The following is a 24797-nucleotide window of genomic DNA, read 5'->3' as shown; positions in this document are numbered from 1 at the left end:
GCAAGCTCGACGCTACGCCGAACGCCACCGCTTACGTCAGCGGCGACATCACGCCGCGCTGGTAGGCCGGGCGTTCGTGCAGGCGCGCATACCAGTCGGCCAGGTGCGGCAGTTCCGGGCGCTGGATCGGCAGTTCGAACCAGGCATAGATCAACGAGCCCAGCGGGATGTCGCCCATCGCGAACGTATCGCCGGACAGCCACGGCTGCCGGGCCAGGGTCGCGTCGGCCATCGCCAGGTAGTCACCGGCACGCACGATGGCCGCGTTGATCCGCGCTTCGTCACGGTCGGCCGGCGCGGTGCGCATGATGCCCCAGATCAGGTCACTGTAGATCGGCGCCATCCGCGAGGTGCTCCAGTCCATCCACTTCTCGGCCTGGGCGCGCTGCATCGGGTCTTCGGCGTACAGCGTGCCCAGCGCGTAGCGCGCGCTCAGGTAGCGCACGATCGCGTTGGATTCCCACAGCGGCAGGCCATGGTCTTCGATCACCGGCACCAGGCTGTTGGGGTTCATCGCCAGGTACTCCGGCGTCTGCGTGCCACCGTGGCTGCCGCCGACTTCGATGGATTCATACGGCAGGCCGATTTCTTCGGCACACCACAGCACCTTGCGGACGTTGCTTGAATTGCGACGGCCCCAGATCTTCAACATGCGGGTATTCCCTGCTGGCAATGCGAGCGGCAACGATACGCCTGATTGGTGTGGGTGTGTGCACGCCGGATGCGGGATCTGGCTTCTGGGCGCTGCCGGCCAGCGGCCGGCACTACCGGTTCTTTTTGGGCAGTGCGCGCACGTAGGAGGATTTGCCGTCCTTCTTCAGTTCGAACAGGCCGATCGCCGCCAACAGATCGCTCAGCTTTCCGTAGCCATAGTTGCGCGGATCGAACGAGGCCTGGTTGCCGATCTGGCTGCCGACCGGGCCAAGATGCGACCAACCATCCTCGCCCTCGGCCGCCGACACCGCACGGCGCAGCATCTTCACCAGCCGGGTATCACTGCGCATTTCCGCACCGCTCTTGCGCGGCCGTGCATCGTCGTTGGTCGCCGGTTCGTTCGAGGCCTGTTCGCTGGAGGCCTGCTCGGCATCCGGAACGCTGGCATGGGTCTGGCCCAGCGCCTCCAGATAAGTGAATTTCGAGCACGCGTTGACGAACGGTTCGGGCGTCTTCTTCTCGCCGAAGCCATACACCTTCACGCCATCGGTCAGCAGCCGCATCACCATCGGGGTGAAATCCGCGTCGCTGGAGACGATGGCGAATCCATCGAGGTTGCGCGCGTACAGCAGGTCCATGGCGTCGATCACCATCGCCATGTCCGAGGCGTTCTTGCCCTTGCTGTAGGCGAACTGCTGGATCGGGCGGATCGCATATTCGTGCAGCACCGCTTCCCAGCCCTTCAACCGCGGGCTCTTCCAGTTGCCGTAGGCGCGACGAACGTTGGCCACGCCGTAGCGGGCCACTTCGGCCAGCACCTCGTCGATCTTCGAAGCCGGCGCATTGTCGGCGTCGATCAACAGGGCGATGCGCTTTTCCGGTTCGCTCATGGGCTCCTCACGGGCGGTTGCCTGAACCCGAGTATCGCCGATCCACGCGGGCGCTGACGTGACAGGCGGCCGCCGTGCGAAGATGCCAGGCGCTTCCCCCAATGCCCCCACTGGAGTGAGTCGATGAGTCGTGAGCGCGTTCCCCACCTGGTCGTTGTCGGCGGTGGTTTTGCCGGTCTCTGGGCCACCCGCGCCCTGGCCCGCGAGCGCATACGCATCACCCTGGTCGACCGCCGCAACCATCACCTGTTCCAGCCGCTGCTGTACCAGGTGGCCACCGCCGGCCTGTCCGCGCCGGATATCGCGGCACCGCTGCGCCATATCCTTGGCCACCAGCGCAATGTGGAAGTCCGCCTCGGCGAAGTGGTCGCCATCGACAAGCAGGCCCGGCAGATCCGCATGGCCGATGGCAGCATGCTGGACTACGACAGCCTGCTGCTGGCCACCGGCGCCACCCACGCCTACTTCGGCAACGACCAATGGGCCGATGATGCGCCCGGCCTGAAAACCCTGGACGATGCCATCGCCCTGCGCCGCAAACTGCTGCTGGCGTTCGAGCGTGCCGAGGCCGAACCGGACCCGGCAAAAAAGGCCGCCTGGCTGAGTTTCGCCATCGTCGGCGGCGGCCCCACCGGTGTCGAACTGGCCGGCACGCTGGCCGAGATTGCACGGCACACGCTGCGCAACGAGTTCCGCCACATCGACCCGGCCAGCGCCAAGGTGCGGTTGGTCGAAGCCGGCCCGCGCGTGCTGTCCTCGTTCCCCGAAGTGCTTTCGCTGAAGGCGCGCCGGCAGCTGGAAAAGCTGGGCGTGGAAGTGCTGACCGGCACCCCGGTGAGCAGCATCGACAGCCAGGGCTTCATGCTGGGCGAGCAGTTCGTGCCGGCCCGCACCGTGGTATGGGCTGCGGGCGTGGCCGCTTCACCGCTTGCACGCACGCTGGACGTGCCGCTGGACCGCGCCGGACGCGTGCAGGTGCAGCCGGACCTGACCCTGCCCGAGCACCCGGAGCTGTTCGTGGCTGGCGACCTGGCCGCACTGAACCAGGCCAATGGCAAGCCGGTGCCCGGCGTGGCCCCTGCGGCCAAGCAGATGGGCAAGTACGTGGCCGAGGTGATCCGCGCGCGCCTGCACGGCAAGCCCGCGCCCGGTCCGTTCAAGTACGCCGACTACGGCAACCTGGCCACCATCGGCCGCATGGCGGCCATCGTGCACCTGGGCCGGCTGCAGCTGTCGGGCATCCTGGCCTGGTGGTTCTGGCTGGCCGCGCACGTGTTCTTCCTGATCGGCTTCCGCAACCGCATCGTGGTGCTGCTGAACTGGGCGGTGGCGTACTGGAGCTACCAGCGCAGCGCGCGCATCATCTTCGGTGATGACCAGGAAGACCGACGGCCAAGGCGGTAGGGCCGCGTGCATGTTCCTGTAGAGCCGAGCCATGCTCGGCTGCGCTTCACGCGGATTGCAGAAGCCGAGCGTAGGCTCGGCTCTACTGCGCCTTCGGCTTCGGGTACCACAGCGCATTGACGATGACCCAGCGCTGGTCGAAGCGCCCCATGTGGAAGTAGTCGACGAACCACGGGGTTTCCAGTCGCACCGAGGCCGCGTTGCCGGTCACGTCCAGCACCGTGCAGCGGCGGTCCCATTGATCCTTCGGGGTCTTCAGCGCGCCCTGCTTCGTCAGCGAGACCAGCTCTTCCTTCGACATGCGGCGCAGGCCCAGGCGTTCGTCGGGCGTATCGCCGAGCACCGCGCGCTTGGCCAGGTCCGGATGCAGGGAACGGGCGACGCGCTGCGGATCGGCTTCCAGCTGGCCATCGACGTAGTCGTGGCAGGTGGCTTCGATGGCCGCGATCGTGGCCGGGTCGGCGGCGGGACTCGTTGATGCGGAAAGAGCGAGCAGCAGGGCAATCGTGGACATCCGGGTCTCCAGCTCTGGGCGCGGGGCGATCATCGCATGGGCCGGGCAGCCCATCCACGCATGGCGTGGATCTACAGAAGCGTCCCGGCGGGTGCCTGCAGCCAGGCCAGCTTGCGTTCGCGCGGCTGCTGCTTGAGCTGCCATTCGGCGCGCGAAGCGGCGGCCCGGTCCGGGTACTCGCGCACGGCCAGCACCCGCAGCGGCGGGCGGGCCCGGGTGTAGCGGGCGCCCTTGCCGGCCTGGTGGGCGGCGAAACGTGCCTCCACGTCGGTGCTGATGCCGGCGTAATAGCTGCCATCGCGGCATTCGAGCAGGTACAGGAACCACGGGCGGAGGGACGGGGCCATGGCCGGATTATGCCGTGCTGCACTGCAGCGGATATACTGGCGCCCGAATGCAGGAGAGAGGCGCCGCGCTGGCGCCCGCCGAAGGCGCAGGCTCCCATGATCGCTCAGGCCGGTGGGCTGGAATCCCACCAACCATGCATTCGACTCGCCGAGCTGGAGAGAGATCACCGGGCACGCCCGGGACGATCCGCCGAAGGGGCACGCGGCCAACGCCGCTGAACTCTCAGGCAAAAGGACAGCGGGAGCGGCACCGGTCATCGTCATCCCGTCATTGCGCAGGCAGGGGCGGTGGTCGCGCATGGCCGGCCCCACCGCGCCCGGAGCCTGCACCATGCTGCTGTCCATCATCTACCTGATCGCCATTTCCGCCGAAGCCATGACCGGCGCGCTGTCTGCCGGCCGCCGCCGCATGGACCTGTTCGGCGTGGTCATGATCGCCTGCGTCACCGCCCTCGGCGGCGGTTCGCTGCGCGACATCCTGCTCGGCCACTATCCACTGGGCTGGGTGAAGCATCCCGAGTACCTTGCCTTCACCGTATGCGCGGCGCTGATCGCCACCTGGGTGGCGCGCTGGATGCACCACTTCCGCCGCACCTTCCTGGTGCTCGACGGGCTGGGCCTGATCGCCTTCACCCTGATCGGCTGCTCGATCGCGCGCGAGGCCGGCCATGCCAAGCCCATCGTGCTGATCGCCGGCATGCTGACCGGTGCCTTCGGCGGCGTGCTGCGCGACATCCTCTGCAACGAGGTGCCGCTGATCTTCCAGAAGGAGCTGTACGCGATCATTTCGCTGCTGACCGGTGCGGTGTACCTGTTGCTGCTGCACTGGGGCGTGGCCGACGCGACCGCGATCCTGTGCTGCCTCGGCGGCGGCTTCGCGCTGCGCCTGCTGGCGATCCACTACCGCTTGCGTTGCATGACGTTGGTCATGCGGCATTGGCCGGAGTGATTGGCTACCATTGTCACCCCGTCGCTGCTGCGACGGCATCCAGCCACGCCGCGCCCGCGGCCCCGCCAGACACTCCCTCCCCGTTGCCCGTGGTTGCCGTGTACGCGCCGACGGGCCCGCATGACCCTGCGCGCGCAGGGCGCAGGATGCCCCATGTCTGTCGCCGAAAGTTCCCGTTTCCGCCGTGCCCGCCCGTTATGGGTGGTGCTGGCTATCGCCCTCGTCGCCCTTCTGGCGTGGTGGCTGTGGCCCCGGAACGACGCCGGCAGCAGCGACGGTGCGCCGGTCAAGACGGTGCCGGTACGCGTGGCGCGCGCCAGCGCCGAGCCGCTGGCGCTGCGCTTGAAGGCGGTCGGTACGGTCACCCCGCTGCACAGCGTGGTGGTACGCAGCCGTGTGGATGGCGAGCTGCTGCGCCTGCACTTCCAGGAAGGCCAGCAGGTCAAAGCAGGCGACCTGCTGGCACAGATCGATCCACGCCCGTATGAGGTGAAGCTGGCACAGGCCCAGGGTACCCAGCAGCAGAACCTGGCCGAGCTGGAGAACGCCGAACGCCAACTGCAGCGCTACCGCGAACTACAGAAGCAGAACTACGTATCCGGGCAGGAACTGAGCGACCAGCAGAGCAAGGTGCGCCAGCTGCAAGGCCGCCGCCTCAGCGACCAGGCCTCAGTTGACGAAGCCCGACTGCAGCTGCAGTACACCCGCATCACCGCACCGGTCAGTGGCCGCGTCGGGCTGCGCCGGTTGGACGTGGGCAACCTGGTGCGCTCCAGCGATGCCGAAGGCCTGGTGACGCTGGCGCAGACCGCGCCGATCAGCGTGCTGTTCACCGTGCCCGAACCTGAGCTGCCCGCGCTGCTCGATGCCGTGCAGGCGCAACCGGCGCTGGCAGTGGAAACCTGGGACCGCGAAGAACGCCGGCAACTGGCCCGCGGCTCGCTGTCCAGCGTCGACAACCGCATCGATACCACCACCGGCACGCTGAAACTGCGTGCGCACTTCGACAACCACGATCTGGCGCTGTTCCCCAACCAGTTCGTCAACGTACGCCTGCGGCTGGGCGAGCAGCCCGCCCTGCTGATTCCCGATGCCGCCGTACAGTTCGGCAGCCAGGGCAACTACGTGCATGTCGTCGGCAAGGACAACAAGGCGCAGCGCCGCAACGTGGTGCTTGGGCCTGCCGATGACGGCCGCGTGGCCGTGCGCTCGGGGCTGGCTGCGGGCGATCAGGTGGTGATCGAAGGCATCGACGGACTGGAAGACGGAACGGCGGTGGAGATCATCGCCGAGGAGGCCGCGACCAGGGCTGGCACATGAATCTCTCGCGCGCGTTCATCCTGCGTCCGGTCGCCACCACGCTGCTGATGGTGGCGCTGCTGCTGTCGGGCATGCTGGCCTATCGCCTGCTGCCGGTGGCGGCACTGCCGCAGGTCGATTACCCGATCATCCAGATCACCACGTTGTACCCCGGTGCCAGCCCGGAACTGACCACACGCACCATCACCGCGCCGCTGGAGCGCCAGCTCGGGCAGGTCCCCGGCCTGAAGCAACTATCGTCGACCAGTTCCGGCGGCGCGTCGGTCATCACCCTGCAGTTCGGGCTGGAGGTGTCGCTGGGCGTGGCCGAACAGGACGTGCAGGCCGCGATCAATGCGGCAGGGAGCTTCCTGCCCGGCGACCTGCCGGTGCCACCTGTCTACCGCAAGGTCAATCCAGCCGATACGCCGATCCTGACCTTGGCAGTGACCTCACAAGGCCTGTCACTGCCGCAGGTGCACGATCTGGTGGATACGCGCATTGCCCAGCGCCTGGCGCAGTTGCCCGGCGTCGGCCTGGTCAGCCTGGCCGGTGGCCAACGCCCGGCCGTGCGCATCCAGGCCAATCCGGCGGCACTGGCCGCCAACGGCCTGGGCATGGACCACATCCGCACTGCCATCGCCGCCGCCAACGTCAACCTGCCCAAGGGCAGCTTCGATGGCCCGATCCGCGCGGTGATGCTCGACGCCAACGATCAGATGCGCAGCGTGGCCGAATACCGCGCGCTGGTATTGGCCTGGCGCGACGGCGCGCCGCTGCGGCTGGGCGATGTCGCCACCATCACCGATGACGCAGAGAACCGCCAGCTGGCCGCGTGGAGCGGCACCACGCCGGCGGTGCTGGTGAACATCCAGCGCCAGCCCGGCGCCAACGTGATCGCCGTGGTCGAACAGGTACGTACGCTGCTGCCGCAGCTGCAGGCCACGCTGCCGGCCGGTGTGCAGATGAATGTACTGAGCGACCGCACTGAATCGATCCGCGCGTCGGTGCGCGGCGTGCAGAAGGAACTGGTGCTGGCCATTGGCCTGGTGGTGCTGGTCACCTGGGTGTTCCTGCGAAATCTGCCGGCCACCCTCATTCCCAGCGTAGCGGTGCCACTGTCGCTCATCGGGACTTTCGCGGTGATGCTGCTGGCCGGCTATTCGCTCAACAACCTCACGCTGATGGCGCTGACCATCGCTACCGGCTTCGTGGTGGACGATGCCATCGTGATGCTGGAGAACATCGCCCGCCATCTGGAGGAAGGTGAAAGCCCACGCGATGCAGCGCTGAAAGGCGCAACCGAGATCGGCTTCACCCTGGTGTCGCTGACCGTTTCGCTGATCGCGGTGCTGATCCCGCTGCTGTTCATGGCCGACCTGGTGGGCGCGCTGTTCCATGAGTTCGCAGTGACGCTGGCGGTGGCCATCGGCATTTCGCTGCTGGTCTCGCTGACCTTGACGCCAATGCTGTGCGCGCGCTTCCTGAAGCCGCATGCGAAGACCGCGCATGCACCCGATGTCTTCGACCGCGTCATCGCCCTCTACGACCGACAGCTGCGCTGGGTGCTGCAGCGCCAGCCGCTGATGCTGCTGGCCACCGTTGCCACCCTCGCACTCACCGTGGCGCTGTACTTCGCCGTGCCCAAGGGCTTCTTCCCGGTGCAGGATTCCGGCCTGGTGCAGGGCATCAGCGAAGCGCCGCAGGCGATCTCGTTCCAGGCCATGCACGAGCGCCAGCAGGCGCTGGCCGCGGCCATCGAAGCGGACGAGGCGGTGGCCAGCGTGTCGTCCTACATCGGCGTGGACGGCAACAACGCCACGCTCAACACCGGGCGCCTGCTGATCGAGCTGAAGCCGCATGGCGACCGCGATGGCGCTGCGGTGGTGATGGCACGCCTGCAGCAGCGCGTGGCGAAGATTCCGGGCATCACCCTGTACCTGCAGCCGGTGCAGGAGCTGGGCATCGAGGACCGCATCAGCCGCAATCAATACCAGTTCACCCTGACCACGCCGGACCTGGAAACGCTGGAAATCTGGACACCGAAGCTGCTTCAGGCCTTGCGCCAGTCGCCTGCGATGCGTGATGTCGCCAGCGATCTGCAGATGCAGGGGCGGCAGGCGCGCGTGGCGATCGACCGCGATGCGGCGGCGCGCCTGGGCGTAAGCGTGGAAGCGGTAGCCGATGCCCTGTACGACGCCTATGGACAGCGCCAGATTTCAACCATCTTCACCCAGGCCAGCCAATACCGGGTGGTACTGGAAGCCGATCCGGCGCGCCAATCGGGACCGGAGGCCATCACCGGCCTGCGCGTGCGCAACAGCGCCGGGCAGACCGTGCCGCTGGGCGCGATAGCACGGGTGGAGGTGGGACCCTCTGCGCTGCTGCGCAATCACGTGGGCCAGTTCCCAGCGGCCACGCTATCGTTCAATCTTGCCCCGGGCGCATCGCTGGGCGAAGCGGTGGAGGCCGTGCACGACGCGCGCGCACAGGTGAACCTGCCGCAGAGCATCGAACTTCGCCTGCAGGGCGCGGCGGCGGCCTTCAGCAGCTCGCTGTCGTCCACGTTGTGGCCGATCCTGGCTGCCGTGGTGGTGATGTACATCGTGCTGGGCGTGCTCTACGAGAGCTTCATACATCCCATCACCATCCTGTCCACCCTGCCCTCGGCCACCGTCGGTGCGCTGGCTGCGCTGTGGGCAAGCGGACGCAGCCTGGACCTGATCGCGGTGATCGGCATCGTGCTGCTGATCGGGCTGGTGAAGAAGAACGCGATCATGATGATCGACTTCGCGCTGGACGCGCAGCGCACACGCGGCATGCCACCGCGCGAGGCGATCCACCAGGCCGCGCTGCTGCGCTTCCGGCCGATCCTGATGACCACGCTGGCCGCGCTGTTCGGCGCAGTGCCGCTGATGCTGGCCAGTGGTTCGGGTGCCGAACTGAGGCAACCGCTGGGCTGGGTGATGGTCGGCGGCCTGCTGGTCAGCCAGGTGCTGACCCTGTTCACCACGCCGGTGATCTACCTGGCCTTTGATCGCCTGCAGCGTGGCCGTGCAGCGGCCCCGGTGGTCGTTGACGAGGCGCGCGCGTGACCCCCATCGCGCGCTTGGCGCAGGCCTGCGTGCAGCGCCCGGTTGCGACGATCCTGCTGGCGGTGGCGCTGGTGCTGGCCGGCCTGCTGGCATTGCGCCTGTTGCCGGTGGCACCGCTGCCGCAGGTGGATTACCCGGCCATTGAAGTCAGCGCCAGCCTACCCGGCGCCTCGCCCGAATCGATGGCTGCCACCGTGGCCACACCACTGGAGCGTGCACTGGGCAGCCTGCCCGGCATCTCACGCATCGACTCGGCCAGCACCCAGGGCCAGACCCAGATCGAATTGAAGTTCGTGCTCGGCCGCGACATCGATGAAGCGGCACGTGAAGTGCAGGCCGCCATCAACCTTGCACGTGGGCAGCTGCCCAGTGGCATGCCCGGCATGCCGCAGTACCGCAAGGTGAATCCTTCGCAGGCGCCTATCCTTGCGCTGGCGCTGACTTCGGGTACGTTGTCGCCCGGCCAGCTGTATGACCTGGCCTCCACCGTGCTGGCGCAGAAGCTGTCGCAGGTACCGGGCGTGGGTGAAGTGCAGGTGGGGGGCAGTGCCTTGCCCGCCGTACGTGTATCGCTGGACCCGAATGCATTGAACCATGCAGGCCTGGCGCTTGAGGACGTGGCCCAGGCCATCGCGCGTGCCAATGCGGTGCGCCCGCTGGGCGCGGTGGGGGACGAGCGCCAGCTGTGGCAGCTGGAAGCGCCGCTGCAGCTACGCCAGGCCGCGCAGTACCGCGAACTGGCGTTGAAGTTCAGCGACGACCGCACGCTGCGGCTGGGCGATGTCGCCGCCGTTGCCGACGGGGTGGAAGACCGTTACGCCAGCGGCTTCCACAATGAACGCCCCGCCGTGCTGCTGATCGTCAGCCGCCAGCCCGGCGCCAACATCATCGCCACCGTCGATGCCATCCAGGCGCAGCTGCCGCAGCTGCACGCGCTGCTGCCGGCCAACGTCGACATGCGGCTGGTGATGGACCGCTCGCCGGTCATCCGCGCCACCCTGCACGAGGCCGAACTGACCCTGGTGCTGGCCATCGCCCTGGTGGTGCTGGTGGTGCTTGGCTTCCTCGGCCACTGGCGCGCGGCGCTGGTGCCCAGCGTGGCCATCCCGGTGGTGCTGTTCGGCACGCTGGCGCTGGTGGCGTTGATGGGCTTCTCGCTCAACACGCTTTCGCTGATGGCACTGATCGTAGCCGCGGTGCTGGTGGTGGACGATGCCATCGTGGTGCTGGAAAACATCGCGCGTCACCGCGAATTGGGCGCCGACCGCTGGCAGGCCGCGGTGCGTGGCGCGTCCGAAGTGGGCGCCACCCTGCTGTCGATGAACGTGGCGCTGGCGGTGGTGTTCGTCTCCATCCTGTTCCTGGATGATTTCGTCGAGCGCCTGTTCCGCGAATTCTCGCTGACCCTGGTGGCGGCGATGAGCGTGTCGGTGGTCGTTGCGCTCAGTCTGGTGCCGATGCTGTGCGCGCGCCTGTTCGTCGATGACGCGCAGCACGCCTCACGCTGGCAGCGTGGCAGCAACGCGCTGTTCGAGCGCGTGCGTGAGGCCTACCTGCGCACGCTGCAGGCCTGCCTGCGCCGGCTGCGCTGGCCGCTGCTGGCCTTCGTGGCGGTCATCGCGCTCAACGCCTGGCTGTTCCAGCAGGTGCCCAAGGGCGTGGTGCCCAAGCAGGACACCGCGCAGCTGCGTGGCTTCGCCCGTGGCGACGATGGCCTCTCGTTCCAAGCCATGCAGCCGAAGATCGATGCCTACCGCACGCTGCTGCTGTCCGACCCGGCCATCGAGGACATCATCGGCTACATCGGTGGCAGCAACGGGGTCAACAACGCCTTCATCATGATCAAGATGAAGCCGCTGGCCGAGCGCAAGGTGTCCAGCCAGGAGGTGATCGACCGCCTGCGCGCGCGCCTGCCCAAACTGCCCGGCGGCAACCTGTACCTGTGGGTGGACCAGGACATCCGCTTGGAAGGCGGCGGCAGCAGCGGCCAGTACGAGTTCCAGCTGCTGTCGGCGGACATGGCGCCGCTGCGCGAGTGGGCGCCGAAGGTCGGCGCCGCGCTGCGCGCCCTGCCCGAGCTGGTGGACGTGGAAGCACAGGGCGAGGCCGGCATGCGCCAGGTGGTGCTGGACATCGACCGCGAGGCCGCCGCGCGCCATGGCGTGGACCTGAAGACCGTGGCCAACATGCTCAACAACTCCTTCAGCCAGCGCCAGGTCGCCACCCTGTACGACAGCCTCAACCAGTACCGCGTGGTGATGGAGCTGGACCCGAAGCACACCCAGGACCCAGGCACCCTGGCGCGCCTGCAGGTGATCGATGGCAGTGGCCAGCGCATTCAGCTGTCGACCATCGCCAGCTGGCGCTACGGCATGGCGCCGGACCGCATCTACCACAGCGAGCAGTTCGCCTCGATCTGGATCCAGTTCTCGCTGGCGCCGGGCGTGGGCCTGGAACAGGCCACGCAGGCGATCAATGCCGCGATGGCGAAACTGATGCTGCCTCGTACGGTGCAGGCCAAGCTGTCCGGTGAAGCCGGTGGCCTGGACAGCCTGCGCGCGCGGCAGTTGTGGCTGGTGCTGGGCGCCACCCTGGCGGTCTACCTGGTGCTGGGGATTCTCTATGAGAGCTTCCTGCAGCCGCTGGTGATTCTGTCCACCCTGCCCTCGGCCGGCATCGGCGCGCTGCTGGCGCTGTGGGTGTTCGGCAACGAACTGAACCTGATCGCGTTGCTGGGGTTGTTCCTGCTGGTGGGCGTGGTGATGAAGAACACCATCCTGCTGGTCGATTTCGCCCTGGCCGGTGAGCGACGTGGCTTGAGTGCGCAGGATGCGGTGATGGACGCGGCACGATTGCGCCTGCGGCCGATCCTGATGACCTCGCTGGCGGCGCTGCTGGGCACCCTGCCGCTGATGCTGGCCAATGGCGAGGGCTGGGAGCTGCGGCAGCCGCTGGGCATCGCGATCGTGGGCGGGTTGCTGGTCAGCCAGTGGCTGACGCTGTACACGACGCCGGCGATGTACCTGGCGTTGGCGAGGGTGCGGAAAAAGAAGGCCATGTAGAGTCGAGCCATGCTCGACCGGGATCGGCCGTCAGTGGCGCACGACGAAACCGCCGGACCGACCGCTGGAGGGCGCCTGCAACTCCTCGTTGAAGGCGGCCTTGATGGCCTCGATCGCCACGTCACGGTCCATGCCGTGGCTGGTCGCCAGCGCGTCGGCTACGTGCTGGGCAACATCGGCCAGAATGCGCCCCCAGGCACGTTCCTCGCGGATACCGGGGCGATCATCATACATACCCACCTTCAGTGATGTGTGCAGCCCACGCTCGGCGATCCACACACGGATCATCTCGACGGACGATTCGTCGCGCTGTGCAGCGTCAGGGATGATCAATTCGTTCATGGCGGCAGCCGCAAGGACAGGATGCCGCATTGTGGCGCACATCCACGCGTGGCGTGGATCTACTGCGTCAGTCGAGCGTGGCTCGACTCTACAAAAACCGATATCACCACCCCGGCGATGTACCTGGCGCTGTCGCACTTACGCAGCGCCAGGCGCATCGCCGGTGCGGACGGGTCGGCCTCCAACTCCGACCGACCCTGATCGCGGCCGCACCCCCGCAGGCGCTGGCCGCCATCCACACACGTGCCGCAATCAAGCGGCTTCAGACACCTTTACTTCACGACGGGCGCGCACGGCCGCAGCCAGTCGCTCCAGCACCGTCACGGTGGTGTCCCAGTCGATGCAGCCATCGGTGATGCTCTGCCCGTAGACCAGCGGCTGGCCCTCCACCAGTTCCTGGCGGCCACCGACCAGATGGCTCTCGATCATCACACCAACGATGCGCTGTTCGCCGTCTTCCAACTGAACGGCGATGTCCTCGATCACCTTCGGCTGGTTGTCCGGGTTCTTCAGGCTGTTGGCGTGGCTGGCGTCGATCATCAGGCGGGTCGGCAGCTTGGCCTTGGCCAGCGCCTGGCAGGCCTCGGCAACACTGCCTGCGTCGTAGTTCGGCTGCTTGCCGCCGCGCAGGATCACATGGCAGTCCGGATTGCCGGTGGTCGAGACGATGGCGGTGCCGCCCTGCTTGGTGACCGACAGGAAATGATGCGGATTGGAGGCAGCCCCCACCGCGTCAGCAGCGATCTTGACGTTGCCATCGGTGCCGTTCTTGAAGCCGACCGGGCACGACAGCCCCGAGGCCAGTTCGCGGTGCACCTGGCTTTCGGTGGTGCGCGCACCAATCGCGCCCCAGGCCACCAGGTCGGCGATGTACTGCGGCGAGATCACATCGAGGAATTCGACACCGGCCGGCAGGCCAAGCTTGTTGATGTCGCGCAGCAGGCCGCGGGCGATGCGCAGGCCCTTGTCGATCCTGAAGCTGCCGTCCAGGTCGGGGTCGTTGATCAGGCCCTTCCAGCCCACCGTGGTGCGCGGCTTCTCGAAGTACACGCGCATGACGATTTCCAGTTCGCCGGCCAGCGCATCGCGCAGTGGCTTCAGGCGCTGGGCGTACTCGATGGCCGCATGCGGATCGTGGATCGAGCACGGGCCGACCACCACCGCCAGGCGGTCATCACGGCCGTGCAGGATCTGGTGCAGGGCCGCGCGCGAGGCGCTGACGGTGTCGGAGGCTTCATCGTCACACGGCAGCATCGCCAGCAGCTGGGCAGGCGGTGTCAGCGGTTCGATGGTGCGGATACGCAGGTCGTCGGTGTGCGGGGGCATTGCGGGGGGTCTCCGGAACGTTGGGGGTCCCCAGCGTGGCGGCATGAAAAAAGCCGCCAGGTTCGCTGGCGGCTTTCGGGAATGCGTCTGAAGCTTTCTTCAGGGTGAGCGCAGTCCTTCCTCCGCCAGAGGCTTCGGAAAGTAATACCAGTAAAAGCGGGTAGCGGCTGCGTTCATGGGATGTATTGATAGCACAGCTTTTGCGCAGTGCAAAATGTTTCATCCGCAACTGGGGACACGGTTCAGCGAGGTGCGCGCCGGCGCGGTCCATGCGGCGGCAACCACGCGAAGTCGCTCATCTGCCATGCACTTCCACATCCAGCAGCAGGCCTTCATGGATGTCGGCCCAGCGCTCCAGCACGCGGCCCAGCTCCTGCCGGGCCTCGTCCAGCTGCTCGGGGTTGAGCAACGAGCGCGCGGTGTAGAGATCGGAGACCAGCCGCCGCAGGACCGCTTCGGGAATGGCCACCGACGGCCCCTCCTGTTCCGGCAACTGCAACGCCGGGGTTTCACCCAGAGGGCCGAACAGCGTGACCTGGAGCGTGCTCTGCATGATCAACTTCCCTGCGGACGGACATGGGCAATGCACTGTTTACCGTGTCTGGGTGACAGGCGCATGTGCCATGCCCGCTTGAATGGCCGGGGCTAGCCGGTCAGCGGCCGGCACTACCGCAGCGAACGCAGTGCGCGCTTGCGGATGTAGGCGTTGGCGGCACCGGGGTGCTCGTGCTGCCAGCGCACGCACAGGTCACGCAGCCACTGCGGCTGCGTCTTGCCGGCATCGTTGAGCCAATTGCCGACCGAGTCCTGCACATAGCGTTCAGGGTCGTCGGCCAGTGCTTCCAGCAACGGCAATGCCTGTTGCGGATGCTGCTTGAACGGCGCGATGTGCGTGGCCCACACGCCGCGCGGACGCAGTGCTTCGCAGGCGAACCGGCGCAGGTAGGGTGATGTTTCCTGTGTCCACCGTTGCAGGTGCTCAAGCGCCTGCAGCGGCGCGGTAACAATGTCCGCGCGCAGCGCCAGCCACGCCCATTCGCGCACACCGAAGTGCGGGTCATCGGCCAGCGTGCGCATCTGCTGCAGCTTCTCTGCCAGGGTTGCGCGGGAATCACTGCCGATCAGGTAGCAGGCCCAGCCGCGCACGGTATCGGAGTTGTGATGCTGCCAGAGCGCAGGCGCGCCCTGCCCCGCTTCACGCAGCAGTTGCGCGGCCAGGGCCATGCGCAGCGTGATGCCCTTGCCTGAGGCGTCCCGCATCCGTTGCAGCACTTCCGGTGCAAGCACAGGCGCCACCACCTGCAGCAGCACAACGAAATCCACTGCCAGGCATTCGGCCAGATGGGTCGTCGCAACGCGGCCGCTGCTGAGCGCGTGCAGGCGTTGCGTGGTCATCGCGCTCATGCCCCGCGCCCGGCGTCGGTGTGCTGCCAGACCTTATGCAGCAGCTGCGAAAGCTGCTGCTGCTCGCTCGCATCCAGGCCATCGAACAGGCCACCGATCCACTGCGTGTGCTGTTCGAACACTACCTCTGCCAGGCGCCTACCCTGTGCGGTCAGGACGATCTGAAGGCGACGGCCATCTTCCGCATCGCCGCGACGCTGTAGCAGGCCTTCGCGTTGCAGGCCATCGAGCAGGCCGCTGATGGTGGCGCGGGTGACGCCCGCGCGTTCGGCCAGCGCATGCGGCGGCAGCGTGCCACCGGCCCCGTGCAGCAGGAACAGCACGATGAAGCGGCCTTCGCTGAGTCCATGCGGCGCCAGCCGGGTGGCGCAGTCGCGATCGATCGTCGAAGACAACGACAGCAACTGGAAGCACAGATGCAGCTGGGCGACGTTGCCGTGGCCACATCGCCGGGCCTCCTCCAGAAGGGCCGCATGCTTTACCTCAAGCATGATGATTTCCAATATGTTTAGGCGCCTAATCATATTGATACGGGGATGGAAAGCAAGACTGCCGGGGGCCTGCCGTCGGCCCTCGCCGGGCTCCCCCTGGCGCAAGGAGCTCGAAGCAGCCGAAGCTGCGGTAGCATCGCGCCACGTCCTGCCAGGAGGTCCACGCATGCGCCGTGCTGCCCTGTTGTTGCTGACGCTGTTGCCGCTGGCCGTACTGGCCGCACCACCCCCGGTACCCTCGCCGGCCCGCATCGATGCCGAAGCGCAGCGCCTGATGCGGGCCGCACAGGCGCGTGGCATGGCGCTGGCGGTGATCGATGGCGGCAAGGTGGTGCACGTGGCCGCCTATGGCGAACGCAATGCCGCAGGCGAGCCGCTGCGCACCGACACCGTGATGTACGCCGCCTCGCTGACCAAGATGGCGTTCGGTCATCTGGTCGCACAGCTGGCACAGGATGCGCGGATCGGGCTGGACGCCAGCATCGCCACAGCTCTGGACAAGCCGCTGCCGGACTACCCGCCCGAGCCGAAGAAGTACGCCGACTACAGCGTGCTGGCCGATGACCCGCGCTGGCGCCAGCTCACCCCGCGCCTGCTGCTCAACCACGCCAGTGGCTTTGCCAACTTCGGGTTCCTCGAACCGGACGGCCGGCTGAAGTTCCACTTCGATCCGGGCAGCCGCTATGGCTATTCCGGCGAAGGGTTGATCCTGCTGCAGTTCGTGATCGAACGCGGGCGGCTGGGCGAGGATGTGGGCGCGTTGATGCAGCAGCGGGTGTTCGACCGCTTCGGCATGACCCGCACCAGCATGATGTGGCGCGAGGATTTCGCCGGCAATCTGGCCGATGGCTGGACCGCGCAGGGCGCCGCCGAGCCGCACGATGAGCGCAGTCGCGTGCGCGCGGCCGGCTCGATGGATACCACCATCGGCGACATGGCCCGCTTCGCCGCCGGCTATGTGCGTGGCGACGGGCTGTCTGCATCGATGCGCAGGGAGCTGGTGCGGCCGCAGCTGCCGATCACCACTGCCAGCCAGTTCCCCACCCTGCAGCCGGAGCTGCCGCCTGCACAACGGCACCGGGACCTGGCGGCGGGGCTGGGCGTGGTGACCTTCCAGGGCCCGCAGGGTGCCGGCTTCTACAAGGGCGGCCACGATGATGCGGTGGGCAATACGCTGGTGTGCATCGAACAGGGCCAGCGCTGCGTGGTGATCCTGGGCAACGATGTACGTGCCGAGGCGGCGTTCCCGGCGTTGGTGCGCTTCGTGCTGGGTGAAACCGGCGCGCCCTGGGAATGGGAGTACGGGGCGAAGAAGCCGTTCGTGCGTTGACTGCATCGCCCACCACGCCCACAAAAAAAACCCCGCCTTGCGGCGGGGTTCTTCATTGCTTCGGGAATGCGTGGACTTAGAAGTCCATGCCGCCCATGCCACCCATGCCGCCCATGCCACCGGCGCCACCCATGGCCGGCTCGTCCTTCTTCGGAGCTTCAGCAACCATGGCTTCGGTGGTGATCATCAGGCCAGCGATCGAGGCAGCGTTCTGCAGCGCCGAACGGGTCACCTTGGTCGGGTCCAGGATGCCGAACTGCAGCATGTCGCCGAACTCGCCGGTGGCGGCGTTGTAGCCGAAGCTGCCGGTGCCTTCCTTGACCTTGTTGATGATGACCGACGGTTCTTCACCGGCGTTGGCGACGATTTCGCGCAGCGGGGCTTCCATCGCACGCAGGGCGATCTGGATGCCGTGGTTCTGGTCTTCGTTGGCGCCCTTCAGGCCAGCCAGCGAGGTGACCGCACGCACCAGGGCAACGCCGCCGCCCGGGACCACGCCTTCTTCAACGGCTGCACGGGTGGCGTGCAGGGCGTCGTCGACGCGATCCTTCTTTTCCTTCATTTCGATTTCGGTCGAGGCGCCAACCTTGATCACGGCAACGCCGCCGGCCAGCTTGGCCACGCGTTCCTGCAGCTTCTCGCGATCGTAGTCGGAGGAGGTGTCCTGGATCTGGGTCTTGATCTGGCCGACGCGTGCGTCGACGGCAGCCTTGTCACCCACGCCATCGATGATGGTGGTGTTTTCCTTGGAAACCTGCACCTTCTTGGCGCGGCCCAGGTCCTTGATGGTGGCCTTCTCCAGCGACAGGCCCACTTCTTCGGAGATCACGGTACCGCCGGTCAGCACGGCCATGTCTTCCAGCATCGCCTTGCGACGGTCGCCGAAGCCCGGTGCCTTGACGGCCACGACCTTGACGATGCCACGGATGGTGTTGACCACCAGGGTCGCCAGCGCTTCGCCTTCGACTTCTTCGGCAACGATCAGCAGCGGCTTGCCGGCCTTGGCGACGCCTTCCAGCACCGGCAGCAGGTCACGGACGTTGGAGATCTTCTTGTCGTGCAGCAGGATGAACGGGTCATCCAGGTCAGCGGTCTGCGACTGCTGGTTGTTGATGAAGTACGGGGACAGGTAGCCGCGGTCGAACTGCATGCCCTTGACCACGTCCAGCTCGTTGTCCAGGCCCGAGCCTTCTTCAACGGTGATCACGCCTTCCTTGCCGACTTCCTTCATCGCGTCAGCGATGATCTGGCCGATCGACTCGTCCGAGTTGGCCGAGATGGTACCGACCTGGGCGATCGCCTTGTCGTCGGCGGTCGGCTTGGAGATGTTCTTCAGCTCGGCAACGGCGGCCACGACGGCCTTGTCGATACCACGCTTGAGGTCCATCGGGTTCATGCCGGCGGCAACGGCCTTGGCACCTTCGCGGATCAGGGCCTGGGCCAGCACGGTGGCGGTGGTGGTGCCGTCGCCGGCGTCGTCGTTGGTGCGCGAAGCAACTTCCTTCACCATCTGCGCGCCCATGTTCTCGAACTTGTCAGCCAGTTCGATTTCCTTGGCGACGGAGACGCCGTCCTTGGTGATGGTCGGAGCGCCGAAGCTCTTTTCCAGCACGACGTTGCGGCCCTTCGGGCCCAGGGTGGCCTTGACGGCATTGGCGAGAACGTTGACGCCGCGCACCATGCGCGAACGGGCGTCTTCACCGAAACGAATATCCTTGGCAGCCATTGCGATTACCTCGATGTTTGCGCCGGGCCGGGCCCGGCGACGAAAGGGGATGTCTTACAGGAAAGCAGGTCGCGCCGAGGCTCAGCCGATGACGGCGAGCACGTCGTCTTCGCGCAGGACCTTGTACTCGACGCCTTCGCTCTTGTACGAGCTGCCGGCGTACTGGCCGTAGATGACCTTGTCGCCAACCTTCAGCGACGGCGCGCGCACGCTGCCGTTGTCCAGCGGCTTGCCCGGGCCGACGGCCACGACTTCACCCTTGGTGGACTTTTCCTTGGCCGAATCCGGAATGACGATGCCACCGGCGGAGATTTCGTCGGCTTCGATCGGCTTGACCACAACGCGGTCGTGCAGCGGCTTGATGCTCATGAGAGACCTCTTAAGTTATTGATTGGTCTGAAAAAGTCTGGCGATGTTAGCACTCACCCCAGGTGACTGCCAGCATTGCTCGCGAAAAAGCCCGACGAATCGGGAGCAGGACAGAGATGGAGCTGCCCCAGGGCCTTTCAAGGCCGCCGCCGGAAAAAATTTCATCGTGCCGGAGCCGGACACCCACGTCCGCGTGAAGACTGCGCGTCGCGTGCGGTGCGGCATCCCCACAGGGGAATCCTCGACATTTGGTGATCCGCGTCGCACTGTCAGATATCTGACGTTCATTTACGACAAAGTGTCACTGGATCGGCCTTAGGCTCGGCCGCGCATTCCCAATCACAAGGAGTAGTCGATGCGATTGCTGTCCCCGCTTGCCGCCGCCTGCCTGCTGGCGCTGGCCGCCGCGCCGGCCCAGGCCGAGGTCTTCATCAACGAACTGCACTACGACGACAGCACCCCGGCCGGTGACGTCGGCGAAGCGATCGAGGTCGTGGCCACCGCCGGCGAGGACCTGTCCGGCTACCGCCTGTACCTGTACAACGGCGCCAACGCCTCGGCCGCGGTGGTCTACGCCAACAACCCGGTGCCGGCCGGCACCGCCGCCGGCTGCGGCAGCGCCACCATCGCGTTGGTCAACTACCCGACCAACGGCCTCCAGAACGGCCCGAACGACGGCATCGCCCTGGTCGATGCCAGCGGCAAGGTGGTCCAGTTCCTCAGCTATGAGGGCGCCATCACCGCTTCCGGTGGCCCCGCTGCCGGGATGACCAGCCAGAACATTCCGGTGGCCGAGACCAACAGCACGGCGCCGGGCACCTCGCTGCAGCTGACCGGCAGCGGCAGCCAGTACGCGCACTTCACCTGGGCCGAGTCGGCCAGACAGACATTCGGCAGCTGCAACAACGGCCAGACCTTCAGCGGCGGTGGCACCCCGGGCCCGAACACGCCGCCGTCGGTGTCCACCACCACCCCGGCGCAGGGCAGCACCACCTTCCCGGCCGCCGCCGATCTGGAAGTGGTGTTCAGCGAGACGGTGAACCTGGCCAGCGGCGCCTTCGCGCTGAGCTGTGGCACCTCCGGCAGCGTGCCGCTGACCTTCCCGGCCAACGGACGCAGCGTGAAGCTGTCCACCAACACCGCGCTGGTGGCCGGCGAGGCCTGCCGCTTCGACATCCGCGCCGCGCGCATCACCGACCTGCAGGGCGCGCACCCGGCCGCCGACAGCCGCATCGCCTTCACCGTGGCCAGCACCGGCGGCAATCCCGACCCGGGCAACCCGGGCGTGCCGGCCGGCTACTACGCGAAGGTGAACACCTCCAGCCCCAGCCAGCTGCGCTGCTCGCTGCATGCCACCATCAAGGGTCATACCGCGTACCCGTACAGCGGCTCGGGCACCAGCACCTGGACCATCCTGGAGATCGCCGACGAGGATCCGAACAACAGCGGCAGGATCCTGGATGCGTACCGCAACCGCAGCTACGCCAAGGTGACCGATCGCGCCGGCAGCGGCAGTGGCCTGAAGTACAACCGCGAGCACACCTGGCCGAACTCGCTGGGCTTTGCCAGCACCACCGGTGACAAGGGCCTGCCGTATGCGCCCTACACCGACACCCACATGCTGTACCTGACCGACGCGCAGTGGAACGCCGACCGTGGCAACAAGCCGTTCGCCAAGTGCGACGCCAACTGCGGCGAGCGCGCCACCGAAGCCAACAACGGCCAGGGCGGTGGCAGCGGCGGCTACCCCGGCAATTCCAACTGGGTGCGCACGCCGGACGGCAACGCCGGCACCTTCGAGGTGTGGGGCAAGCGCAAGGGCGACATGGCGCGTGCAGTGATGTACATGGCGATCCGCTACGAGGGCGGCAAGGATGCGACCACCGGCCAGTCCGAGCCGGACCTGGAGCTGACCGACGACCGCAGCAAGATCGTCAAGACCAGCAGCTCGCCGGCCTACATGGGCCTGCTTTCGACGCTGATCGATTGGCACCTGTCCGACCCGCCGGATGACGCCGAGCGCTCGCGCAATGACGTGATCTACTCGTTCCAGGGCAACCGCAACCCGTTCATCGACCACCCCGAGTGGGCCACCCCGGCCCTGTTCACCTCGGCCAAGCCGGCCACCTGCCAGCTGGCCAACTGACCGCGCAACGCAGCGGTGCACTGCCGCCGCCGGGCCCTGGCCCGGCGGCGGCCCTATACTCGACGGTCATGTCGACCCTCGATCCCGTCCTGCTGCTGTTGACCACCTGCCCGGACCGGGCCAGTGCCGAGCGCATCGCGCACGCGCTGGTCGGCGAGCGCCTGGCTGCGTGCGTGACCCGACTCTATGGCGCGCAGTCGACCTACCGCTGGCAGGGCGAGGTGACCACCGACAGCGAGCTGCAGCTGCTGGTGAAAACCACCGCGAGCCGCGTCGATGACGCGATTGCCCGGATCGTCGAACTGCATCCGTATGAACTCCCGGAGTGCATCGCGGTCGAAACCCGGGCCGGCCTGCCGGCGTATCTGGACTGGATCCGGGCACAGACCCGGGAGGACACTGATTGAAGACTCTGTTTGCGCGTGGCGCCGCCTTGTGCGCCCTGTTGTGGCTCTCGTTGCCGGCCTTCGCGCTGGATGAGAAGGACCTGCTGCCGGTGGACCAGGCGTTCGCGCTGACCGCCACCGCCCCCGAACGTGGCCAGGTGCAGCTGCAGTTCAAGATCGCACCGGGCTATTACCTGTATCGCCACCGCACCAGCGTCAAGGCGGACCCCGCATTCAACGCCGGCACGCTGCAGATGCCCAAGGGCGACAGGCACCACGACGATTTCTTCGGCGAGGTTGAAACCTATCGCGAGCGCCTGCAGGCCACCCTGCCCGGCACACCCACCGATGCGGCCGGCACCATCAGCGTGGAAGTGCGCTACCAGGGTTGCGCCGATGCCGGTGTCTGCTACCCGCCGCAGAAGCGCGTGGTGCAGGTCACCCTGCCGGGCGGCGGTACGCCGGCTGCGGCACCCGCGGCGCGTACCAGTGCCGGCAACCCGTTCAACAATCCGCTGGCCGGTGCCGGCAGCACGGGCGGCCTGCGCCTGCCGGGTGCGGCCAGCAACAGCCAGGCGCTGCCGCTGCCGTCGGAACAGGCCTTCGGCTTCGATGCCATCGCCAGCGACGGCAACACCCTGCTGCTGCGTTTCAGCCCGGCCCCGGGCTACTACCTGTATCGCGACCGCACTTCGCTGAAGCTGGAAGGCAGCGCCGGCGTGCTGGCTGACAAGCCGCGTTGGCCGGCCGCGCAGTCGCATCGCGATGAACATTTCGGCGATGTCTCGGTGTACTTCAACCAGGTGGAAGTGCCGCTGCCGCTGCGCCGCACCGTCAGCGAGGCGGTCGACAGCACCCTGGTGGTGACCTTCCAGGGCTGCCAGACCGATGGCATCTGCTACCCGCCGATGACGCGCCGGGTGAAGCTGTCGATTCCGGCCGGCAAGGCCAACGCCAGCGCCGACCAGGCACCGCCGCGCAACGAGGTGATCAGCCCGCTGGCCGCTGGCAGTGGCGCCCCGCGCGAAGCGGCCAACGGCGCTCCGCTGCGCCTGCTGCCGACCGTGCCCAACGACGGAGCTGCCCGCCCGGCCGCCGCAGGCGCTGAGGGCGCAGGCAATGAATTCGCCACCGATGCGCAGGGTGACAACGCGCTGCGCACGCGCCCGCCGGCGACCACCCCGAACCCGGACCGTTCATTCGTCTGGGTACTGTTGCTGGCGCTGGCCGGCGGCCTGGTGCTGAACCTGATGCCGTGCGTGCTGCCGATCCTGTCGCTGAAGGTGCTGAGCCTGGCGCAGAGTGGCGAAAGCCCGCAGCGCGCGCGCAGCCATGCGCTCTGGTACACGCTGGGCGTGCTGGTCGCGTTCGCGGTGATCGGCGCGCTGATGGTGGGCCTGCGCGCGATCGGCAACGCGGTCGGCATCGGCTTCCAGCTGCAGCATCCGGGTGTGGTGGCGGCGCTGGCCTACATCATGTTCGCGGTGGGCCTGAGCCTGTCCGGCGTGTTCACCCTGGGCGGCGGCATCGGCAACCTCGGCCAGTCGCTGGCCAGCCGCAGCGGCCCGGCCGGTGATTTCTTCACCGGTGCGCTGGCCTGCGTGGTCGGCAGTGCCTGTGTCGGCCCGTTCATGGGCGGTGCCATTGCCTACGCCTTCATTGCCCCGCCGTTGAAGGCGATGACCGTGTTCCTGTTCCTCGGCCTGGGCCTGGCCCTGCCGTTCCTGCTGATCGGCTTCGTGCCGGCGCTGGCGCGCCGCCTGCCCAAGCCGGGCCCATGGATGGAAACGCTCAAGCACGTGCTGGCCTTCCCGATGTATGCCACCGCGCTGTGGTTGCTGTGGGTGCTGGGCAAGCAGCGTGGCGTGGATGGCATGGCGCTGGTGCTGGGCGGCCTGCTGCTGCTCGCCTTCGGCCTGTGGCTGTTCGAGCGCAACCGCTGGACCGGCTCGCGCGCGGTGACGCTGCTGGGCGTGCTGCTGGCCATCGGCGCACTGGTGCCTGCCTGGGGCGTAACCCAGCTGGCAGCGCCGACGCGTGCCGCACAAGCGGCCAGCGAGAACGTGGTCGAGTATTCGCCGCAGCTGCTGGACCGCCTGCGCGCCGACAACCGCGTGGTATTCGTCAACATGACCGCCGACTGGTGCGTGAGCTGCAAGGCCAATGAGCGCGCGGTGCTGTCGCGACCGGAGTTCAAGGACCTGCTCAAGCGCACCAACGCGGTGTACATGCGCGGCGACTACACCAATGTGGACCCGCAGATCACTTCGTTCCTGGAAGAGCACAAGGCGGTGGGCGTGCCGCTGTACGTGGTGTACGGCCCCGGCGCACCGCCGACCGTGCTGCCGACCCTGCTGACCCAGGCGGTGGTCGAGGAAGCGCTGCTGCGCACCGCACGATGAAGTGGCAACGGCCAGCGCTGCTGTGGACAGCGGTGCTGGCCGCCGGCCTGGGCCTGTGGGCCGGGCATCGACTGACACCAGGGCCCGCTGCATCGATCGCACCACCGGCGGCTGCCGCGAAGCCGTCCCTGCGGGCGGGCGATCCGATGCCCGCGCTGTCGCTGCCCGACCTTGAAGGACGCGCACTGGATCTGCGCCAGCACTTCGCCGGCCGCCCGCTGCTGATCAACGTGTGGGCCAGCTGGTGTGGGCCCTGCATCGAAGAAATGCCCGAACTGGCTCGTTTCGCCCGCCTCCAGGGCAGCGACGGCGTGCAGGTGCTGGGCCTGGCGCTGGACACCCCGGACGACGTGCGTGGTTTCCTGCAGCGGGTTCCGGTGGACTACCCGATCGTGATCGAGACCCCGGGCCCGCGCGATGCCAGCGTACAGCTGGGCAATGCGCAGGGCCTGCTGCCCTACAGCGTGCTGTTCGATGCGCAGGGGCGGATGGTCAAGGCGAAGCTGGGGCCGTTCGCCCACGGCGAGATCGACCGCTGGGTGAAGTGAGGGTTCGGCAGGGTTGCACCCTGCACCTGCAGAGGCCACCGCAACAGCCAGAGCCAAAGCGGCTTTCTGTGGGATGGCGGGGCGGTGTGGCTGTGCAGGACACGCCGTAAACC

21 protein-coding genes and 2 riboswitches are annotated in these 24797 nt (G+C 67.3%); of the genes, 10 read left to right on the top strand and 11 right to left on the bottom strand.

The window, feature by feature from the left end; translation table 11 throughout:
• Window positions 1–31: 31 nt before the first annotated feature.
• Both QRO93_RS02405 and QRO93_RS02400 read right to left on the bottom strand, forming a co-directional pair.
• Window positions 32–652 (bottom strand): glutathione S-transferase family protein, encoded by a 621-nt coding sequence (locus tag QRO93_RS02405; RefSeq protein ID WP_180879567.1) that lies wholly within the window; start codon window positions 650–652, stop codon window positions 32–34.
• Window positions 653–764: 112 nt separating this feature from the next.
• A complete protein-coding gene (locus QRO93_RS02400; RefSeq protein WP_053450916.1) occupies window positions 765–1544 on the bottom strand; it encodes an NYN domain-containing protein in 780 nt (259 codons plus the stop codon).
• Between the two features lie 123 nt (window positions 1545–1667).
• On the opposite strand from QRO93_RS02400, the gene QRO93_RS02395 reads away from it, so the two are divergent.
• Window positions 1668–2948, top strand: a complete 1281-nt coding sequence (locus QRO93_RS02395) for an NAD(P)/FAD-dependent oxidoreductase (RefSeq protein ID WP_180879565.1) — start codon at window positions 1668–1670, stop codon at window positions 2946–2948.
• An 82-nt stretch (window positions 2949–3030) separates the two neighbouring features.
• On the opposite strand, the gene QRO93_RS02390 is transcribed toward QRO93_RS02395, so the two are convergent.
• Both QRO93_RS02390 and QRO93_RS02385 read right to left on the bottom strand, forming a co-directional pair.
• Window positions 3031–3462 carry a nuclear transport factor 2 family protein gene (locus QRO93_RS02390; protein WP_053450918.1) on the bottom strand — a complete coding sequence of 144 codons (432 nt, stop codon included), beginning with the start codon at window positions 3460–3462 and terminating at the stop codon, window positions 3031–3033.
• A 71-nt stretch (window positions 3463–3533) separates the two neighbouring features.
• On the bottom strand, window positions 3534–3809 hold the full coding sequence (locus QRO93_RS02385; protein WP_049456845.1) for a GIY-YIG nuclease family protein: 276 nt from the start codon (window positions 3807–3809) through the stop codon (window positions 3534–3536).
• Between the two features lie 40 nt (window positions 3810–3849).
• Window positions 3850–3939, top strand: a riboswitch (glycine riboswitch).
• Window positions 3940–3952: 13 nt separating this feature from the next.
• A riboswitch (glycine riboswitch) is annotated at window positions 3953–4056 on the top strand.
• Window positions 4057–4140: 84 nt separating this feature from the next.
• On the opposite strand from QRO93_RS02385, the gene QRO93_RS02380 reads away from it, so the two are divergent.
• The 4 genes from QRO93_RS02380 (at window position 4141) to QRO93_RS02365 (ending at window position 12214) form a co-directional block, all read left to right on the top strand.
• The gene (locus QRO93_RS02380) at window positions 4141–4758 is read left to right on the top strand and encodes a trimeric intracellular cation channel family protein (protein ID WP_285303936.1); all 618 of its coding nucleotides are present in this window, start codon (window positions 4141–4143) and stop codon (window positions 4756–4758) included.
• A 153-nt stretch (window positions 4759–4911) separates the two neighbouring features.
• Entirely contained in the window at window positions 4912–6078 is a 1167-nt protein-coding gene (locus QRO93_RS02375) for an MdtA/MuxA family multidrug efflux RND transporter periplasmic adaptor subunit (protein WP_164086568.1), read from the top strand.
• Window positions 6075–9152 (top strand): multidrug efflux RND transporter permease subunit, encoded by a 3078-nt coding sequence (locus QRO93_RS02370; RefSeq protein WP_285303935.1) that lies wholly within the window; start codon window positions 6075–6077, stop codon window positions 9150–9152. Before QRO93_RS02375 ends, QRO93_RS02370 begins: the two co-directional genes overlap by 4 nt.
• Window positions 9149–12214, top strand: coding sequence for an efflux RND transporter permease subunit (locus tag QRO93_RS02365; RefSeq protein WP_180879558.1), 3066 nt, complete (start codon window positions 9149–9151; stop codon window positions 12212–12214). Before QRO93_RS02370 ends, QRO93_RS02365 begins: the two co-directional genes overlap by 4 nt.
• A gap of 30 nt (window positions 12215–12244) precedes the next feature.
• Here QRO93_RS02365 and QRO93_RS02360 read toward each other — a convergent pair whose 3' ends face one another.
• The 5 genes from QRO93_RS02360 to QRO93_RS02340 form a co-directional block, all read right to left on the bottom strand.
• A complete protein-coding gene (locus QRO93_RS02360; RefSeq protein ID WP_164086571.1) occupies window positions 12245–12556 on the bottom strand; it encodes a DUF5076 domain-containing protein in 312 nt (103 codons plus the stop codon).
• Window positions 12557–12808: 252 nt separating this feature from the next.
• Window positions 12809–13882, bottom strand: a complete 1074-nt coding sequence (locus QRO93_RS02355; RefSeq protein ID WP_053509967.1) for a 3-deoxy-7-phosphoheptulonate synthase — start codon at window positions 13880–13882, stop codon at window positions 12809–12811.
• A 295-nt stretch (window positions 13883–14177) separates the two neighbouring features.
• Window positions 14178–14435 (bottom strand): hypothetical protein, encoded by a 258-nt coding sequence (locus QRO93_RS02350; protein WP_053450920.1) that lies wholly within the window; start codon window positions 14433–14435, stop codon window positions 14178–14180.
• Between the two features lie 113 nt (window positions 14436–14548).
• Window positions 14549–15286: a DNA alkylation repair protein gene (locus QRO93_RS02345; RefSeq protein WP_180879556.1), complete on the bottom strand. Its 738-nt coding sequence runs from the start codon at window positions 15284–15286 to the stop codon at window positions 14549–14551.
• The gene (locus QRO93_RS02340) at window positions 15283–15777 is read right to left on the bottom strand and encodes a MarR family winged helix-turn-helix transcriptional regulator (RefSeq protein WP_180879554.1); all 495 of its coding nucleotides are present in this window, start codon (window positions 15775–15777) and stop codon (window positions 15283–15285) included. Before QRO93_RS02340 ends, QRO93_RS02345 begins: the two co-directional genes overlap by 4 nt.
• A 166-nt stretch (window positions 15778–15943) precedes the next feature.
• Here QRO93_RS02340 and QRO93_RS02335 point away from each other — a divergent pair, with 166 nt between their 5' ends.
• A complete protein-coding gene (locus QRO93_RS02335) occupies window positions 15944–17107 on the top strand; it encodes a serine hydrolase (RefSeq protein WP_180879552.1) in 1164 nt (387 codons plus the stop codon).
• A gap of 76 nt (window positions 17108–17183) precedes the next feature.
• Here the strand turns inward: QRO93_RS02335 and groL are convergent, their stop codons facing one another.
• Complete coding sequence (gene groL / locus QRO93_RS02330; protein WP_006473018.1) at window positions 17184–18833, bottom strand: chaperonin GroEL; 1650 nt, start codon at window positions 18831–18833, stop codon at window positions 17184–17186.
• A gap of 81 nt (window positions 18834–18914) precedes the next feature.
• The gene (locus tag QRO93_RS02325; protein ID WP_006396661.1) at window positions 18915–19202 is read right to left on the bottom strand and encodes a co-chaperone GroES; all 288 of its coding nucleotides are present in this window, start codon (window positions 19200–19202) and stop codon (window positions 18915–18917) included.
• Between the two features lie 355 nt (window positions 19203–19557).
• Here QRO93_RS02325 and QRO93_RS02320 point away from each other — a divergent pair, with 355 nt between their 5' ends.
• From QRO93_RS02320 to QRO93_RS02305, 4 genes are all read left to right on the top strand, one after another.
• On the top strand, window positions 19558–21348 hold the full coding sequence (locus QRO93_RS02320; protein WP_180879550.1) for an endonuclease: 1791 nt from the start codon (window positions 19558–19560) through the stop codon (window positions 21346–21348).
• Between the two features lie 68 nt (window positions 21349–21416).
• Entirely contained in the window at window positions 21417–21755 is a 339-nt protein-coding gene (gene cutA, locus QRO93_RS02315) for a divalent-cation tolerance protein CutA (RefSeq protein ID WP_180879548.1), read from the top strand.
• Window positions 21752–24136 carry a protein-disulfide reductase DsbD gene (locus QRO93_RS02310; protein ID WP_180879546.1) on the top strand — a complete coding sequence of 795 codons (2385 nt, stop codon included), beginning with the start codon at window positions 21752–21754 and terminating at the stop codon, window positions 24134–24136. The genes cutA and QRO93_RS02310 overlap by 4 nt, the downstream gene beginning before the upstream one ends.
• Window positions 24133–24684, top strand: a complete 552-nt coding sequence (locus QRO93_RS02305) for a TlpA disulfide reductase family protein (protein WP_180879544.1) — start codon at window positions 24133–24135, stop codon at window positions 24682–24684. Before QRO93_RS02310 ends, QRO93_RS02305 begins: the two co-directional genes overlap by 4 nt.
• Window positions 24685–24797 lie beyond the last annotated feature (113 nt).

It is taken from the genome of Stenotrophomonas maltophilia group sp. Smal17, from assembly GCF_030237045.1.
Classification (GTDB): Bacteria; Pseudomonadota; Gammaproteobacteria; order Xanthomonadales; family Xanthomonadaceae; genus Stenotrophomonas; species Stenotrophomonas forensis.
Note: the sequence above shows the minus strand (reverse complement) of the source record. Positions and strands in the feature narration are given on the sequence as shown.